This is a genomic window from Nibrella viscosa (genome assembly GCF_039541875.1).
Lineage (GTDB): Bacteria > Bacteroidota > Bacteroidia > Cytophagales > Spirosomataceae > Nibrella > Nibrella viscosa.
Map to the genome: position 1 here is coordinate 223,445 of NZ_BAABHB010000001.1, position 16,327 is coordinate 239,771.

12 protein-coding genes are annotated in these 16,327 nt (G+C 56.0%); 3 read left to right on the top strand and 9 right to left on the bottom strand.

What is annotated here, in order from left to right; all coding sequences use genetic code 11:
* Window positions 1-25: 25 nt before the first annotated feature.
* From ABD931_RS00985 to ABD931_RS01000, 4 genes are all read right to left on the bottom strand, one after another.
* Window positions 26-838 (bottom strand): anti-sigma factor, encoded by an 813-nt coding sequence (locus ABD931_RS00985; protein WP_345263018.1) that lies wholly within the window; start codon window positions 836-838, stop codon window positions 26-28.
* On the bottom strand, window positions 835-1,401 hold the full coding sequence (locus ABD931_RS00990; RefSeq protein WP_345263020.1) for an RNA polymerase sigma factor: 567 nt from the start codon (window positions 1,399-1,401) through the stop codon (window positions 835-837). Before ABD931_RS00990 ends, ABD931_RS00985 begins: the two co-directional genes overlap by 4 nt.
* Window positions 1,402-1,534: 133 nt before the next feature.
* On the bottom strand, window positions 1,535-2,671 hold the full coding sequence (locus ABD931_RS00995) for a fasciclin domain-containing protein (RefSeq protein ID WP_345263022.1): 1,137 nt from the start codon (window positions 2,669-2,671) through the stop codon (window positions 1,535-1,537).
* Window positions 2,672-2,794: 123 nt separating this feature from the next.
* A complete protein-coding gene (locus tag ABD931_RS01000) occupies window positions 2,795-4,117 on the bottom strand; it encodes an alkaline phosphatase D family protein (protein ID WP_345263024.1) in 1,323 nt (440 codons plus the stop codon).
* 62 nt (window positions 4,118-4,179) lie between these two features.
* Between ABD931_RS01000 and lysA the strand changes: the two genes are divergently transcribed.
* Both lysA and ABD931_RS01010 read left to right on the top strand, forming a co-directional pair.
* The gene (gene lysA, locus ABD931_RS01005; RefSeq protein ID WP_345263026.1) at window positions 4,180-5,430 is read left to right on the top strand and encodes a diaminopimelate decarboxylase; all 1,251 of its coding nucleotides are present in this window, start codon (window positions 4,180-4,182) and stop codon (window positions 5,428-5,430) included.
* A 117-nt stretch (window positions 5,431-5,547) separates the two neighbouring features.
* Entirely contained in the window at window positions 5,548-6,261 is a 714-nt protein-coding gene (locus tag ABD931_RS01010; RefSeq protein ID WP_345263028.1) for a YebC/PmpR family DNA-binding transcriptional regulator, read from the top strand.
* A 9-nt stretch (window positions 6,262-6,270) separates the two neighbouring features.
* On the opposite strand, the gene ABD931_RS01015 is transcribed toward ABD931_RS01010, so the two are convergent.
* From ABD931_RS01015 to ABD931_RS01030, 4 genes are all read right to left on the bottom strand, one after another.
* Window positions 6,271-7,707, bottom strand: a complete 1,437-nt coding sequence (locus ABD931_RS01015; RefSeq protein WP_345263030.1) for a sulfatase — start codon at window positions 7,705-7,707, stop codon at window positions 6,271-6,273.
* A 110-nt stretch (window positions 7,708-7,817) separates the two neighbouring features.
* Window positions 7,818-10,703, bottom strand: coding sequence for a T9SS type B sorting domain-containing protein (locus ABD931_RS01020; RefSeq protein ID WP_345263032.1), 2,886 nt, complete (start codon window positions 10,701-10,703; stop codon window positions 7,818-7,820).
* Window positions 10,704-10,842: 139 nt separating this feature from the next.
* A complete protein-coding gene (locus ABD931_RS01025) occupies window positions 10,843-11,841 on the bottom strand; it encodes a glycosyltransferase family 2 protein (RefSeq protein WP_345263034.1) in 999 nt (332 codons plus the stop codon).
* A 96-nt stretch (window positions 11,842-11,937) separates the two neighbouring features.
* Complete coding sequence (locus tag ABD931_RS01030) at window positions 11,938-13,425, bottom strand: circularly permuted type 2 ATP-grasp protein (protein WP_345263036.1); 1,488 nt, start codon at window positions 13,423-13,425, stop codon at window positions 11,938-11,940.
* A 115-nt stretch (window positions 13,426-13,540) separates the two neighbouring features.
* Here ABD931_RS01030 and ABD931_RS01035 point away from each other — a divergent pair, with 115 nt between their 5' ends.
* Entirely contained in the window at window positions 13,541-15,082 is a 1,542-nt protein-coding gene (locus ABD931_RS01035) for a DUF5723 family protein (protein ID WP_345263038.1), read from the top strand.
* A 51-nt stretch (window positions 15,083-15,133) separates the two neighbouring features.
* On the opposite strand, the gene ABD931_RS01040 is transcribed toward ABD931_RS01035, so the two are convergent.
* Window positions 15,134-16,207 (bottom strand): Ldh family oxidoreductase, encoded by a 1,074-nt coding sequence (locus ABD931_RS01040; RefSeq protein WP_345263040.1) that lies wholly within the window; start codon window positions 16,205-16,207, stop codon window positions 15,134-15,136.
* Window positions 16,208-16,327 lie beyond the last annotated feature (120 nt).

Genomic DNA, 16,327 nt, shown 5'->3' on the forward strand with positions numbered 1-16,327 from the left:
ACTTTGTTAAAAAAGGTTAAATAGCTCACGATCCGACCGGCGTTAACATTACCAGTGACGACAGCGTAGGCGTAGGACTGCCGCCCCGCTTTTCGATGGTTACAGCAAACGCATCGGCCTGCGCAATAATTTTATCCATTTTCTGCGGATCTGTTGTAACATTGAACACGCCCGCATCAACCGGCTGACCATTGACCAGCGACCAGAGCTGATACTGCTGGTTAGCGGGCAGCGGGGGCATATTCATCACCTCAACCATCACCTGCCGGCTGTGCGGGTGCCAATACACCATCATTTCGCCCGTTGGGGCTTTGTCGTTGCCTTTTAGCCGGATGATCCGTACCTCCGGCCGGCGAAGCATGGCTAACAGCGTTTCGCTCCGCAGGCGGATGTCGCGCTGCCGCTGCACCTCTGCCTGCAGGCTTTCGTTGTTTTCGCGGAGTATTGCCGATACGCGCTGTGCCTGACGAAGCTGGCTGAGCAGAAAAAACGAGAAAACCAGGATCAGCAGGCCCAGCGATGCTGCGGCAATCCAGGTAATTTTGTAGGTAGGGGCAGACTCGGCCGGCAAGGGTATAATCGGCGGCTCGGCATCGGCCGGTTGAGCCGGACGGTCAAATTCGAGCCGGCTCATGATCTGTTCCTTAAGTCCGGTGGGCGGGGGCGTGCTGTACGAAAGCGCATATTCCTCCAGCGCAACCGACAAACGGTCGAGTTCCTGCCGGATTTCGGGATAGATAGCCGATAAACAGTCTACCTCCCGTCGTTCTTCGTCGCTTACGGCGCCCAGCACATACGATTCAAGTATACCTGATGCCAGGTATTCCGGGATATTCATAGTTTAAATAGCTGCTTCAGTTCATGCAGGGCAGACCGAATGCGTGTCTTTACGGTTCCTAATGGTATATTCAGTTCTTTGGCTACTTCCTCGTGCGTGTACCCTTTAAAATAGACCATATCAATTAATTGCTTTCGTTCGGGCCGGAGTTTATCCACTTCCTCCCGGATTCCGATCAGGTCCGGATCAGGTTGGACCGTGTTATGCTGCCGGTCTACAATATATACGTTCTCGCCATCTGGTTGGATTGAATATGAGTTACCTGCCTGCGGCCCGGAGCGGCCCGAACGCAGCGCATCAATCGCCGAATTCCGCGCTATATTGAGCAGCCAGGTAAATAACCGGCCTTTTTGCGGGTCGTAACCCTCCAAATTTTTCCAGATTTTAATGAAGATATCCTGTAGCAGGTCTTTGGCCTGTTCCTCGTCCCGCACAATTTTCAACACCACACCATAGAGGGCACCAGAGTATTGATCATACAGCCAGTGAAATGCCTGCTGATCACGTCGGGCCAGTTTTTCTATCAGGACATCTTCCGGTACGAAAGACTTCGCTTTTTTCACATCGGGTTTTTTGTGTCAGCCAAATATATCGAAAAAGCTAGGTAATGCACAACAAGGGTCGTAAAACGCCAGAAAGCCAGACCGGTGCGGTTCGTCCCGCTGGTCTGGCTTTTCTGGTGCAACTAATGGTGGCTTACCGGAAGCGAACCGTTATACCTTTGGGTAACAAGACTTTATCGACGCCGTGGACAATACCATTGGACTGGAAGTGATCCGGAGATTCGACGTAGGCGATACCGCCCTGGTCATCGGTAATCTTCAGCCGACCGTTGGTGCCCATCTCTACAGTCAGGGTGCCGCCGGCCAATGTTTGCAGCCGGGCTTTGCCGTTCCCTTCGTTCATGCGCCGGGCAATTTCTTTGGCGTCAACAGCGCCCTGTACGATATGATACGACAGCAGATTTTTCAGCCTATCCTGATTTTGCCCTTTCAGCAGATTATTGCGGGTGGTAGCCGGCAACTTGTTGAAGGCATTATTGGAAGGGGCAAATACAGTATACTGACCATTTCCCTCCAGCATATTGGTCATGTCGGTCACCTGTAAAGCGTTGACCAGCATAGTATATTCGGGAGCCGCCGATGTATAATCGGTAATCGACAGCGTGCGCACGTTCGGAATGTTGCGGGCTACGCCGGTCGCGTTGCCGGCGTTCATCCGGATGGTGCTGCTTTCACTGCTCATGCCGGTCGACGTACCGGCCGGGTTCATGGTGCCGGTGTTACCGGTGCTGCCGGTATAGCCGCTGGTTGATGTGCCCTGCGGGTTTATACCCGTATTGCCATTCTGGTTGCCGGCATCGGTGCCGACGTTGCTCATTCCGGTACCAGACATGGTGCTCATAGGGCGGTCTGGAGACGTCGTACGGGTGGTATCCGTGTACACGGCGGCTGCGGAGGGGGTGTTATACATACCCGTGTTGCCGTTCTGGCTGCTACCGGTATTATCCTGAGTCGGGTAGGCGGTCGTATTTTCACCATTCCGGTTGATATGCGCATTCTGATCCATTCCCTGCACCATTTTGTCCTGCATGCGTCTCCGCCGGAGTTGCCGGCGTTCCCGGCGCGTCATGTTGGGTTTTGAACCCAGTATGGTTGTCGAGGTCGGATCGTTCAGCGAGTCGGGACGCAGGGCCGGCGGCCCTTGCGGATACGTTTGCGATGAGCCGTTTCCGCTATGTTCTGCGGTCGAGGCCGGGTTCTGGGCCTGGGCGGACAGGCCTAACAGCACCGCTCCCAGCGCGGTCAGGCCAACTTTTATTTTCAGTTTCATAACGTTGTTGAGGGGCAGGTCAAAACCACGGGATTCCGAACACGCCTGCCTTTCTCTTCAACTGGTTTTCAGGCGAAAAGTTTGGGATGGAATGGCTTTTGGGAATACATGATGGCGACCGTTTTACCGTAAATCCATGGCCCTGATCTCGCGTGACCAGCGTTGCGTGCCTTTGGCATCAAAGACTTTTATGGTCAGCACCCGGTCCTTTAACGGGCCGCTTAGGCTGAGCAGGCCAAAGTTACGCTCCACAAGCAGCGTGCCGGGCACCACCGTTGGCAGTGCCAGTTCATCGGCCAGGGGCTGGGCCGGGCCTGAGGTGAGGGGCGATATGGTCAGGTCATAGAGCGGGTAGGTACCGGGGCGTTCCAGCTTGTGCAGGATGGTGTGGTGCCGGTCGCCCGTAATAAACATGACCCCCGGTATATTGGCTTTGGCAATGGCCCGAAAAAGACTGTCGCGTTCGTCGGCGTAATTGGCGTAGTTCTCAAACACTTTGGCCGGGTTAACTACCTGTCCGCCAATGACCACGAATTTGAAAGTAGCCTGGCTGAAAATCAGGGCGTCGATCAGCCACTGCAACTGAGGCTGACCCAGCATCGGGCGTTTGCTCAACTCCGGTGCATTATTGGGTGCCCGAAAAGTGCGGTCGTCGATCAGGAAAAACTGGCAGTCATTCCAATGAAAGGTGCCGGCACACCCTTCGTCAAAAACATAATTCGGATTCGCCCAGAACAGTTTAAACGCTTCCAGCGTGACCGGCTTCAACCAGTAGCTGCGGTCAGAATCGTTGGGGCCGTAATCATGATCGTCCCAGGTGGCGTAGTGGTGAGTAGCCGCCAGCAACGGCTGCAGCTCCTTGACCGACCGCGTGTGGGTGTAGCGGTGCAGCACACCCGTACGACTGTTCCAGTCGGGTTCGCGCAGGTAGGTGTTATCGCCTGTCCAGAGCATAAAGTCGGGCTGTTGTTTGGCCAGATTCGTCAGAATTTCGTAGCCCCCGCCGTAGGGCGTCCCTGGCCGGTCAAGCGCGGGTTCGTTAATGTACGTACAACTGCCCACGCCGAACTGAAAAGCGGGTGGGTCGGTGCGCCACTGCCAGAGCGTCTGTGACTGAAAGCGGGTGGGATAGGGGAGGTCTACTTTTTTGCCGTTGACCAGTATGGCGTACTCGTATTTTTTGCCCGGCTGTACCTGGTCGGCCAGTAAATGAGCGGTAAAGGCGGTTTTCGCGGTGGTGGCTACCTCGGCGGTCGACCAACTGGGCGTTGGCTTGCCCTGTTCCCAGTACTGAACCTGAACGCGGGCCGGCTGCCGGGTTTGCGCCCAGAGCATGACCTCTTTCATGGTGGAGTAACCAACCATAGGGCCGGATTGTAACTGCGCAAGCGAAAGCGTGGCCTGAAGCAGACAAAGGAAAATTAGTGGAAAGCGGATTGATTTCATGATAAAAATAGCGGTGTAGCAAAGAGGCAGAGTTCGTATATTTGCGGTTCGTTTCGACTACTATGCAATTACATAACCAGGTATATCAGATTCAGGGAGTTGGTGTCCTTGACATAGCCGGGCAGTTCGGTTTGCCGCTCTACGTATATGATGCGGACAAAATTATCGAAAAAGTCAATTTGCTCCGGTCCTCGTTCAGCGGGGTTAATTTAAAAATAAAATACGCGGCCAAAGCACTGACCAATATTTCCATTCTTCGGCTGCTGCGTCAGCAGGGTGTTGATCTGGATGTGGTATCGGTCAACGAAGCCCGGATGGGCCTGATTGCCGGCTTTGAGTCGCAGCAGATCATGTATACGCCGAGTGGGGTATCCTTTGCCGAAATTGAAGAGGCTATCGAACTGGGCCTCCAGTTGAACGTCGATAGCCTGGCCCTGCTGGAGTATGTAGGCCGGCAGTATGGCAGTGCCGTTCCGGTCAGTATCCGGATTAATCCGCACATTGCCGAGGGCGGCAATATCAAGATTCAGACCGGGCATGCCGACTCCAAGTTCGGTATCTCCATTTTGTACCGGGCGCGGATCAAAGCCCTGGTTGAGCAATACCAGATTCCGGTTGTCGGGCTGCATATTCATACCGGTTCGGATTTTAAGAACGCCAGTGCTTTTCTGCGCGGGGCGGAGGTGCTGTTTGAACTGGCTGCCGACTATCCGGACCTCCGGTTTATGGATTTCGGCAGTGGGTTCAAAGTGGCCTACCGGGCCGGTGATCACGTGACGGATCTGGCCGATCTGGGCAGTCAGGTGTCAGCAGCCTTTGCGGCTTTCTGCCGGCAATATGGGCGTGAGCTGGAGCTTTGGTTCGAGCCGGGTAAACTCCTGGTGAGCGAGTGTGGTTCGCTGCTGGTGCAGACCAACGTCCTGAAAGAAAACCCTACCCGTACATTTGTTCACGTAGATTCCGGACTAAACCACCTGATCCGGCCGATGATGTATGATGCCTGGCACGACATCGTCAATGTATCGAACCCGGCGGGTGAAGAAAAAAACTATACCGTTGTCGGTTATATTTGCGAGACGGATACCTTCGCAACCGACCGGAGCCTGCCGGAAGTTCGCCCTGGTGACGTGCTGGCGTTTAAAAATGCCGGTGCCTACGGCTACATGATGGCGTCGACGTATAACTCCCGGCCCCGTCCGGCGGAGGTACTGGTGTATGAAGGACAACCCTACCTGATTCGCCGGCGCGACACGTTTGACGATCTCATCCGGAACCAGGTCGATGTGCCTGTATTAAATGCTGTAACTGTATAGTAGTTTGAAGTTTGAGCCGGGCGGCCGGTGCCGTTTGAAGTTCGAAGTTGTAAAAACAGCAACTATTAGCTTTAGGCTCAAACCTCAAACTTCAAACCTCAAACTTTAAACCTCAAGATGGGAAGAGCTTTTGAATATCGCAAAGCCCGGAAATTCAAGCGGTGGGGGCAAATGTCCAAGACCTTCACCAAGATTGGTAAAGAAATAGCGATGGCCGTGAAGAGCGGTGGCCCCGATCCCCACGCCAACGGGCGCCTGCGGGCGGTGATTCAGAATGCCAAAGCCGCCAACATGCCGAAAGACAACGTGGAGCGGGCCATCAAGAAGGCATCATCCAAAGAGCAGGAGGATTACAAGGAGATCACCTACGAAGGCTACGGCCCCCACGGCATTGCTATTGTGATTGAAACGGCAACGGATAACCACAACCGGACCGTAGCCAACATCCGCAGCTACTTTAATAAATTGGGTGGCAGTCTCGGGACTCAGGGTATGCTCGATTTTATGTTCGACCGCAAATGCGTTTTTCGGATTCCCGCCGAAGGAATCGACATTGAAGAACTGGAATTTGAATTGATCGATGTAGGGGGCGACGAAGTTGACCTGGACGAAGAAGCGAATGAACTGGTGATTTACGGCGAGTTTACCGCCTTCGGAGCCATTCAGAAGTTTCTCGAAGAAAAAGGCTACGATATCCGGCAGGCCGAATTTGAGCGTGTTCCCAACGATACTAAAGAACTCAGCGAAGAAGAAGCTGCCGAAGTGGACAAACTTATCGAGCGCATCGAGGAGGATGACGATGTGCAGAGTGTTTACCACAACATGCGGTAAACGTCTGCTTTATTTCTTTGCTTTATAAGCGGCATTCGATGTGGGCATAGCTGCCTGCATCAAATGCTGCCATTGATGTAGCTTCTGCTGCATGACCTCAGCTCGTTTGGGATCGGCTACAACCAGGTTCCGGGTCTCTCCAACATCATTTGCCAGGTTAAATAACTCCAATTGCCCGTCCTCGTAATGCTCGATCAGTTTGTAATCGCCCTGACGGATAGCTGCCGAGGGGCGTCCACCCTGGTTACTGTAGTGCGGGTAATGCCAGTACAGGGCCTCCCGCGCGGGTGCCCGGCCGTTCGACAGCGTTTTGACAAAACTAACACCATCAATTTCCGGCGAAGTTAGCGGCCGGCCGGTTAGCATTTCCGTAAACGTCGGGAAGTAGTCGATTGTGCAGAGTTGCGCATCACTCACCAGGCCGGCTTTGGTCAAACCCGGCCAGCGGATAAGCAGCGGGATCCGGATGCCGCCTTCACTCAGAAACCCTTTGCCGTCGCGCAACGGCAGATTGGACGTGGCGGGGGTGTTAGGGCCTTCTTTGACTGACAGCCCGCCGTTGTCTGAGGTAAAAACAAGTATGGTATTATCGTAAATTCTCTCCCGCTTCAGGGTTTCAATGATCTGGCCTACACCGGAGTCGATGCTCTCCATCATGGCTGCGTAGTGAGGATTGGCAAATGCCTCATCCACGAGCCGCTGTTTTTTCTGTTCATATTTGGCGAGTAACGCCTGCCGGGCCTGAAGGGGTATGTGCGGAGCATAGTGCGCCAGGTACAGAAAAAAAGGCCGTCCTTTCAATTGGGTGATCAGCCGGGACGTTTCGTCGGCGAGCCGGTCGGTCAGGTACTCGCCGGGCTGGCCGGTTTCTTTCAGGTCATCCAGCGCCCAGCGGGAGGTTGCGTACGGGTAAAAATAACCCGGAGGGCTACCCCCCGGCGCTACCCCTATCGTTTGGGTAAAGCCTTGTTTGTCGGGGTATCGGTCTTTTGACTCCCCCAGATGCCATTTGCCAACTATGGCCGTTGCGTAGCCGTTAGCCCGGAATAATTCGGCCAGTGTGGTTTCGTCCAGCGGCAGCGACTGCTGAAAGGCGGGTGTCGTTAGCTTATCATTAAAAACGGCATCGGTGCGGGCATTCCGGCCGGGAATAAAATCAGTCAGCTGAAGCCGGGCGGGGTATTTACCCGTCATGATGCTGGCGCGGGTGGGGGAGCAGACCGGACAGGCGGCATATGCCTGCGTAAACCGCATACCCGAAGCCGCCAGCTTGTCGATCTGGGGCGTCTCATTGAAGGAGTTCCCGTAGCAACCCAGATCACGCCAGCCCATATCATCCGTCAGAATAAAAACGACATTGGGCCGCTGGCGGTGCGGTGTTTTCAGGGACAGAAAGAGACTACTGCTAAAAGCAACGGCAAGGATCAGGAAGAGAAAGGGTTTCATAATAAGCCGTTAGTCGTTGATCAATAGGGTTAGGATTGCTGCAAGATTACTAAATATCTGCACAACCTCCGCTATCGGCCAACGACTAACAACTAATTCCTGAAAACTACCTACCGCATACTCACGCCGTCGCGGAGCAGTTGAATCCAGCCTTTCTGCACCAGCGGGGGCGCATTGCGGCTCACACTGGCAAAGCGCACCGTCACCTGATAGTAGTACAAACCCGAGGCCAGATCCTGACCCGCCGTAGTCTTGCCGTTCCAGTTCAGGTTGGGGTCGGTCGTCTGGAATACCTTCGCCCCCCATCGGTTATAAACCACAAACTCCACCGTCTCCACAAACCGCGGGCAGGCCAGCGGCTGAAACACGTCGTTGCGCCCATCGCCGTTGGGCGTGAAGACGTTCGGCAGCTTGTAGGCCGGACAGTTGTCGTTGCATACCCGGTTGCTGGGCGCACTCTCCAGGCCCCGGCGGTTTACGGCGGTGACGTAATAGCAGCCCGCCACCGACGTCAGGCTGCTATGCTCAAAGGTTGTGACTGGGGCTGGCACGCTGGTGAGCCGCTCCGACCGCTCGTCTTCCTGGTAGCGGCTGTAGTAGATGTTGTAGCTGGTGATGGTCTGGTCACAAAGCTGGTTGCGGGCATCCCGCTCCGGATAGCGCCAGCGCAGGTTGTTGCTGAAGCTGCTCTGGTTGCAGAAGCTCTCATCGGTCAGGGCGGCACAGTCCAGCGGGTCCAGGCTCAGCACCGGCGGGCAGGGGCGGGTGGTGTCGATGGGGCTGGCGCAGATGATCTGCGAGAAGTTGTAGAGCAGGCCCACGGGTATGCGGCTGTCGGGGTAGCGGCCCACGGTCTCTACCCGGTAGCAGTAGCTGCTGTCGGCCGACAGGGGCAGGCTGGTGTTGCCGTCGGCCAGGAAGGTGTCACTGCCCGTGTCGGTATAGACATAGGTGTTGGGTCCCTGCACGGCCACTTCGGCAATGAGGTTGAAGGGGCCGTTGGGCCCCCGGCGGCTGCGGTAGACGCGGTGGCGCTGGTTGTCGTTGCTCCAGGGGGTCTGGGCCTGCCAGCTGAGCTGGATCTGACGCAGGGCCGGGGTGGTCGATAGGCGGACACTGCTGGCGGGTTCGGTGGCATCCAGGCGGGTTAGCTGCCCGTTGGTGGCGGTGAAGTAGAACTCCAGCTGGTAGGTGTAGGCGTTCTGGGTGGTGTTCAGTCCCCGATCCACAAAGAGCGTATCGGCCACACCGGGGGTCAGGGTGGTGGTGATGGTAGCCACGGGGGTGAAGGTGGTGGTGCCCAGGCCGGTAGAGCGCAGCAGGCGGTACTGGTAGGGGGCCCCCAGGTCACCGGGGTTGAGGCCCAGGGGTCTGGTCCAGCGGACGGTAATCACACCCCGGGTTTCACTGGTGGAGTCGACCGTGACGTTGGTGAGCACGGGGGCCAGCAGGGGCAGGTTAAAGCAGACGGGCTGGGAGGCAATGCTGACGCCCCCCTGAGGCAGGGGGTACTGGGCCACAATGACGTAGCTGTACTGGATGCCCCGGCGGAGGTTGAGCGTATCAACAAAGGCGGTGGCGGTGCTGGGTACGCGCCCGACTTCGGTGTAGCCCGAGCCGGGGGGCAGGCCGGTCTGACAGGGGCTGAGTTGCAGGGGCGGACAGCCTTCCCGGCGGTAGACGAGCATCAGTGAGCCGGGGGGCGCACAGGTGTAGGGGCTCCAGGTGAGCTGCACGGCGCGGCCGCCGGTGGGGCTGGCGGTAGGCCGGGCCGCGAGGTTCTGGGGCCGGGGGCCGATGATGGTGATGCGGAAGGACTGCAGGGTAGCCAGCTGGGTGGCGTTACGGCCGGGGAAGTCGACGGCGCGGAAAACGATGTCGTAGGGTTCCTGTCGGATGTGGCTGCAGTTGGTCTGCCAGCGGAAGGTACCGGTGGCGGGGGAGTTCTGAGGCTGGTTGGGCGTGGTGAAGGTAGCGGCCTGGGGAGCCACCAGCGCATCGGGGTATGGCTGGCCGTCGGGACCGCGGTTGAAGGGACCGCCGAAGGCAGTGAGTTCCAGGCGGTGGCCGTCTGGATCAGTAGCGGTAACGGTCTGGTTGATGAGGGTACCGGCCTCAACGCAGAGGTCGGCGGGTGCCTGGAGTTGAGGCCGTCGGTTGGGGTTGTCGGTTACCACAATCTGCATGTCGCGGATGATTTCACCGATGAGCACCCCGTTTCGCCATTCTTCGATGATGAAGGCGACGTTGTACTGGCCGGCGGCCCCTGGGGCATCCCAGCAGAGGTCACCGGTGATGGGATTAATGGTAAAGGTAGCGGGGGCGTTCTGGGCCTCGGTCTGGGCATTGGGGTTGATGCCTCGGGCGGGGTCACGGTAGCCGTTGACGACCACACCGCGACAGGGGTTGCTGGGCACGCCCTGCTGGGGAATGGTGAGCCGGTAGGCGAGGCTGTCGCCGTCGGCGTCGAAGGCGGCCGGGTTGTGGCAGAAGCGCTGGCCGACGCGGGCGGAGTCCAGGGGTGGGTTGAGCAGCACTGGGGTGCTGTTGAGGCCCAGAGCCGCGTTCACCGAAATAGTTGTCGAGATATAAAAAGACGTATTAACCGGATCCAGCATATTAATAGTGCCGTTGTTCCGGTTGGTTATGGCCACTGAAATACTGAAGGTGCCGGGACCCGGATACGTATGGGTTGTGCGGTAGATATTGATAGACGTATTGGGATTACCGCGTAAAAGCGTTGGCGGCAGCCGCCGAACCTCCTGCGTGGTACCGTCGCCGAAACAGAACGTAACCGTCTCCTGTTGGCGGGCGGCATCGCGCCCCCGCGCTTCGTCAAAGTAAACGGTTAGCGTAATTTCATAGGTAAGTGAGTTGCCAGGCAAGCGACGGGTGGTAATTTCACCGGCCCGCACGTGGGTAGCATAGGAAACAGCCGGCCACAACGACCCAATCAGCAGGAAGGCGACCAGCCAGGCAGTATAGGTAAATTTCATGCGGTAGGACATTTTTTGTATCAACGGATAAGCCCGCAAAAAGTATATACTTTCTTACTGATTGCGCGAAAAAGAACCCCGGACCAATATAGGAAATGTGCAGGATTCAAAATAACACCTATTCAGCCAAAACACTGTACTAGATTTTGTACAGATAAGGCGTATTCAGCACGGTTTTCCAGAAGAAACGCAGGTAAATGCCAACCTGTTTGGCAAATTCCTGCTGATTGGACAGGTTGCTGAAAACGCGCTCCCGATTCCGCAGGTTAACCAGTATTTTCCAGCCGAAAATAATGGGAATGAGCAGCAGATAATGCAGGATCAGTAGCAGGTAGGCGCCCACACCGTACTGTTTTCGAATCCACAAAAGCTGCGAAACCTGCATCTGTGGCCTGAACCGGTTGATGTACGTGATCGACTGCTGCTGATATTCATTACTGCTGCCGTACTCCAGGTGAACAAAATAGGCATCCCGAAGCAGCAGCATCCGGCCGTGCTGCCGCAGCCGGAAACTCCACTCCACGTCTTCGCCGTACATAAAAAAGCTTTCGTCCAGTTTGCCCGCTTTGTCGATGATGCTTTTCCGTGTCATCAGAAATGACCCCGATAGCCAGTCGACTTCGTTAGGGTCGTCGTAGTGGTTATCCGGAATGAACCGGTGGAGCAGCTTCTGAAAGCCGGGGCGCTGCGGTACTATGTAGAAGTAGCGCCGTATTTTGCCGAAGGTGTCAAAGATGTCGTGGTGTACCTGGCCCTCCCGGTTGATTTGCATGGCACTGACGGCCGCTATCTCCGGCCGCTCATCGAGCAGGCAGACACAACGGGCCAGCAGATTGTCTAGTACCAGGGTGTCGGAGTTAAGTAGCAGGATATTGCGCCCCCGCGCGTGCCCGATCGCCAGGTTGTTGGCTCGTGAAAAACCGGCGTTATACCCCATGTCAAACCAGCGAACATCCGGAAATAAACGGGTAATTGCCTGCCGGCTGTTGTCGCCGGAGTCGTTATCAACAATAAGAACTTCCAGATTAACTCCTGATGTATACTGGTAAACCGACGTCAGGCTGTCAATAATAAGATGTGGTGTTTTGTAATTAACATAGATAATCGACAAATCCACGGGTAGTTTAACGGCCTGCATTCACTCTGAATAAGAAGGACCCAAGATATTACTGCAAAATAAGCAGTTTACCTGTTATCCCGTATCAAAAAATCAGAAACCTTAGTCAGTGACCGATTAATACAGCACCCAGGTATCTTTACCGCCCCCACCTTGTGAGGAGTTTACCACCAGGGAGCCTTTGCGCAGGGCCACTCTGGTGAGGCCACCCGGTATTACATTTATGCCGTCGCCGTACAGAATATATGGGCGCAGATCGACGTGACGTCCTTCGGGTTGCTCGCCTACAATACAGGGTACCCGCGATAGAGAAATCGTCGGCTGGGCAATGTAGTTGCGCGGATTGGCTTTAATTTTCTCCCGAAACAGGTCATGATCGGCTTTGGTCGCTTTAGGGCCGATCAGCATACCATAGCCCCCGGCTTCGTTGGCTTCTTTGACCACCAGCTTTCCGATGTTTTCCAGCACATAGCGGCAGTCGTCTTCTTCGCGGCAGATGTAGGTGTGTACATTCGGAATGATCGGCTCTTCGTTGAGGTAGTATTTGATGATGCGCGGCACATAGGCATAAATCACCTTATCGTCGGCCACTCCCGTGCCGGGGGCATTGGCCAGCGCTACCCGGCCTTTCTTATACACCTCCATAATGCCCGGTACGCCGATCAGCGAGTCCGGATTGAACACCTTCGGGTCGATAAAGGTATCGTCGATGCGCCGGTAAATAACATCCACCGTTTCAAACCCTTTTGTGGTCCGCATCTTTACGTACCCACCCATCACTACCAGGTCGCGGGCGTCGACTAGTTCGACGCCCATCTGCTGGGCCACGTAGGAATGCTCAAAATACGCGGAATTGTAAATGCCCGGTGTAAGCACCACTACGTTCGGATCGGGCCGGTCGGCAATATACTGCAGCATTTGCAGCAGGCGGGTAGGGTAGTCGGATACCGGCCTGACGCCCGTATGCGCCAGCACTTCCGGAAAGGTTTGCTTGGTCAGTTCCCGGTTTTCGAGCATGTAGGATACGCCCGAGGGGCAGCGTAGGTTATCTTCCAGCACCATATACTGGCCGTCGTCGCCCCGGATCAGGTCAGTGCCGGTGATATGGCACCAGATGCCTTTGGGCGGTTTCAGGCCCAGGCAGGCCGGTAGATAACATTTGCTGGATTCGATCAGGTCGCGGGGTACAATTCCGTCGTTAAGTATGTGCTGATCGTTGTAAACATCGTTGATGAATAAGTTGAGGGCGGTGATACGTTGAATGAGGCCCTGCTCCAGCCGGTTCCATTCCTGAGCCTCAATGATGCGGGGAATAATATCAACCGGCATTATCCGCTCGGTACCTTCGCCCTCGGAGTACACGTTGAAGGTAATACCCATCGACATCAGTGCCCGCTCGGCAGCATGTTGCCGGCTAATCAGTTCGTTGCGCGTGAGTTGTTCAACCCGCTGGAAAAAAGGCAGATATCCTGGTCGCACCTGGCCGTCGGCCGTGAACATTTCGTCGTAAAAACCTTCTGTCTGGTAATCGGCAAACGAAAAGTTGGCCAACGCCTGAGTTTGTGTCTGTGCGGTAAAGTCGCTGGTTTGCGATTGAATTGCCATGAGTGTTACGGAGATTTTGGAACAATATATTGGTTTTACGGCGTAAGGCCAAATTTTATGAAGTTGCTGGCGGATAACGGCCTAAGTCATTACCTTTACCAACCTTACCTTTTCTATGCAGACATCTACGGGAATTTGCTTACTGGCCGTACTACTGATGGGCTATGGCCCGGCTAAGGGGCAGCATTGGCTGGGGGTAGCCTCCGGCAATTATGCCGGAACGAATGCGCTCTACCAGCAGCCGGCTCAGGCGGCCGATTCCCGCTACCGCCTGTATGTAAACCTGGCCGGCTTCGACAGTTACGTGCATACCAACTATATGCGGTACGCGGCTCCGTTTTCGCTGCTGAGCCTGCTGACCAACACCGTACCGGCCCGGTACCGGAACGCCCGTGGGCAGCTTGTTTTTCCGTACGGGTATCTCCCCGAAACGCTGAATGGCCGGCCTAAGCGGTTGTTTATGGGCGGAGAGGTACGCGGCCCCGGCGTGCTGATTAATCTGGCCGGTGGCCGGATGGGACTGGGCTTAACATCCAGGGTCAGGGTTGGGATGAATGCCCGGCGGGTCGATGAACCCACTGCCCGCTTCATGCGCAACGGGGTGCCGCTGGAAGCTATTCTCCCCGCAACTATCTACGATAACCAGTCAGGGGCTGTCAACGTGAACGGCTATGGTGAACTGGCAGCTACGTTTGGCTATGTGTTACAGGAGGAAGGGGAGCAATTCTGGAAGCTGGGGATTACCGCCAAGCGGCTCATCGGCCTGTACAATACGCATCTGATCATTGATGATGCCAGTCACCAGCTGGTTCGGGATCGCGGGGTACCCAATATGCTGGCGCTGAACATCCGCAGCGCCGAAGCAACTTATGGCTATACTACCGAAGGCGCTTTTTCCAGGGCCAGACTAACGCCCGGCTGGCTGCTCGGCCGGCAATCGGCGGGGGGAGGCTGGGGCCTTGATCTGGGTGTGGTGTATGAATACCGACCCGAAGCCCGGCGCTATCGCTATACCGATCGGGGCGAACAGCGGTACGATGGCTCCAAAAATAAATACCAGTACCGGGTGTCGGTGGCCCTGACTGATATTGGTGCCATACAATACCGAAACCCCGCTTATGTGAACCGTTACGATGTGAATGCTACCAACAGACGGCTGACGCGCTATATGTTTGTCGGGGTGTCGGGCCTGGATGGCTATCTCTCTACGATTGACAAAACGCTGGGGCTTACCCAGGATAAGCGGCAGACATCGTTCTGGTCGGCGCTGCCTACAGCCCTGAATGTTAATGTCGATTACAAAGTTCAGGAGAACGTCTATGTAAATGCCACCTGGATACAGGGCGTTATGCCGGCAAATTCAGTTGGATTTTATACACCGTCGGTACTGGCGGTTACACCCCGCTACGAAACCCGGTGGGCTGAAATAGCTATGCCCGTTTCGCTGCAGGGAAATTATACCAACCTGACTTTTGGGCTGGCAGCCCGCCTGGGACCAGTCTACATGGGAACCGACCACCTGCCGGGCCTGCTTAGTATTGGCAAACCCAGGGGAGCCAATCTCTACGCCGGGGCTTTCATTCCCCTCTTCCGCCCCGGCCCTAAAAACCCGAACGAGTGTTACGAGCCGGGGAAGTGGAGGCTGTTCAGGAGGTAGTTTGAAGTTTGACGTTTAAGGTTTGAAGTTGGCTGACGCATTCTACAAACCTCAAACCTCAAACCGAACACCAAACCGCTCCCCCAACTCTTCTAAACTCTTAATTACCGGTTCCAGAACCGGGATGCCTTGGGCGAGTCGTTGGGCTTCCATCTCGCGTTCGGGGTCGCCGGGGATGAGAACCTGCCGGCCCTCTACGGCGCGGGCGCTGCGGAACCGCTGTATCCAGGTATCCATATGGCGTTTGAAATCCTCGGCGGGCCGGAAGGCATCAATCCGCATGGCACCAAAGAAATGCCCGGTGCCGATGCCGACGCCTTCCTGAGCCGTCATAAAACCAGCCGTGGCGAAAGGCGGTACCCACGGACCGTAATTAGCGCCCGATAATACCCCCGAAAAAATATCGACAATAGCGCCGAGGCCGTACCCCTTATGACTACCGTGTTCGCGGTCGGAGCCGAGCGGCAGCAGCGCACCCCCGTTGCGAACGGCGTTGGAGTCGGTTGTCGGCTGCCCATCGGCATCCTGCGCCCAGCCCAGCGGGGCAGGTTGTCCTTTACGCTGTAGAATCTCCAGCTTCCCGTAGGCGACGGCGGTAGACGCGAAATCGGCCAGGAACGGCGGCTCCGACAGGGCCGGAACCGCTACCGCTATTGGATTTGTACCGAGCAGCTTATCCAGCGAAAAGGTAGGCGCTACCAGCGGAGCTGCATGGGTCATGGCCTGCCCGATCATATCGTGCTCCACCGCCAGCATGGCGTGATAACCCGCAATGCCGAAGTGGTTGGAGTTCCGCACGGCAACCCAGCCGGTGCCGGCCTGCCGCGCCTTTTCAATAGCCACCTGCATGGCCCAGGGACCGACTACGAGGCCCAGCCCCCGGTCACCGTCGACGACGGCGGTGGAGGGACTTTCGTGAACAATATGCATGTTGGGTTGCGGATTCAGCCGGCCGAGGTCGTAGAGACGCACATAGCCCGGCAGCCGGGCTACACCGTGGGAGTCTACTCCCCGGAGGTCGGCGCTGACGAGTACATCGGCGGCCAGGGTAGCATCGGGCTCGGAGCAGCCGATGGACAGGAATATCTGATGCGTAAACTTGCGGAGTTGGTCTGCTGAAATCATAGCCGCAAAAATATAAGTAACAACTCGATGTTTCCCTTATTACGCTAAGGAACGACTAATATTTCTGTCGTAACCGCTTATACAATAAACCGGCGATTACCGGGCCGACAGAGCTTGTTT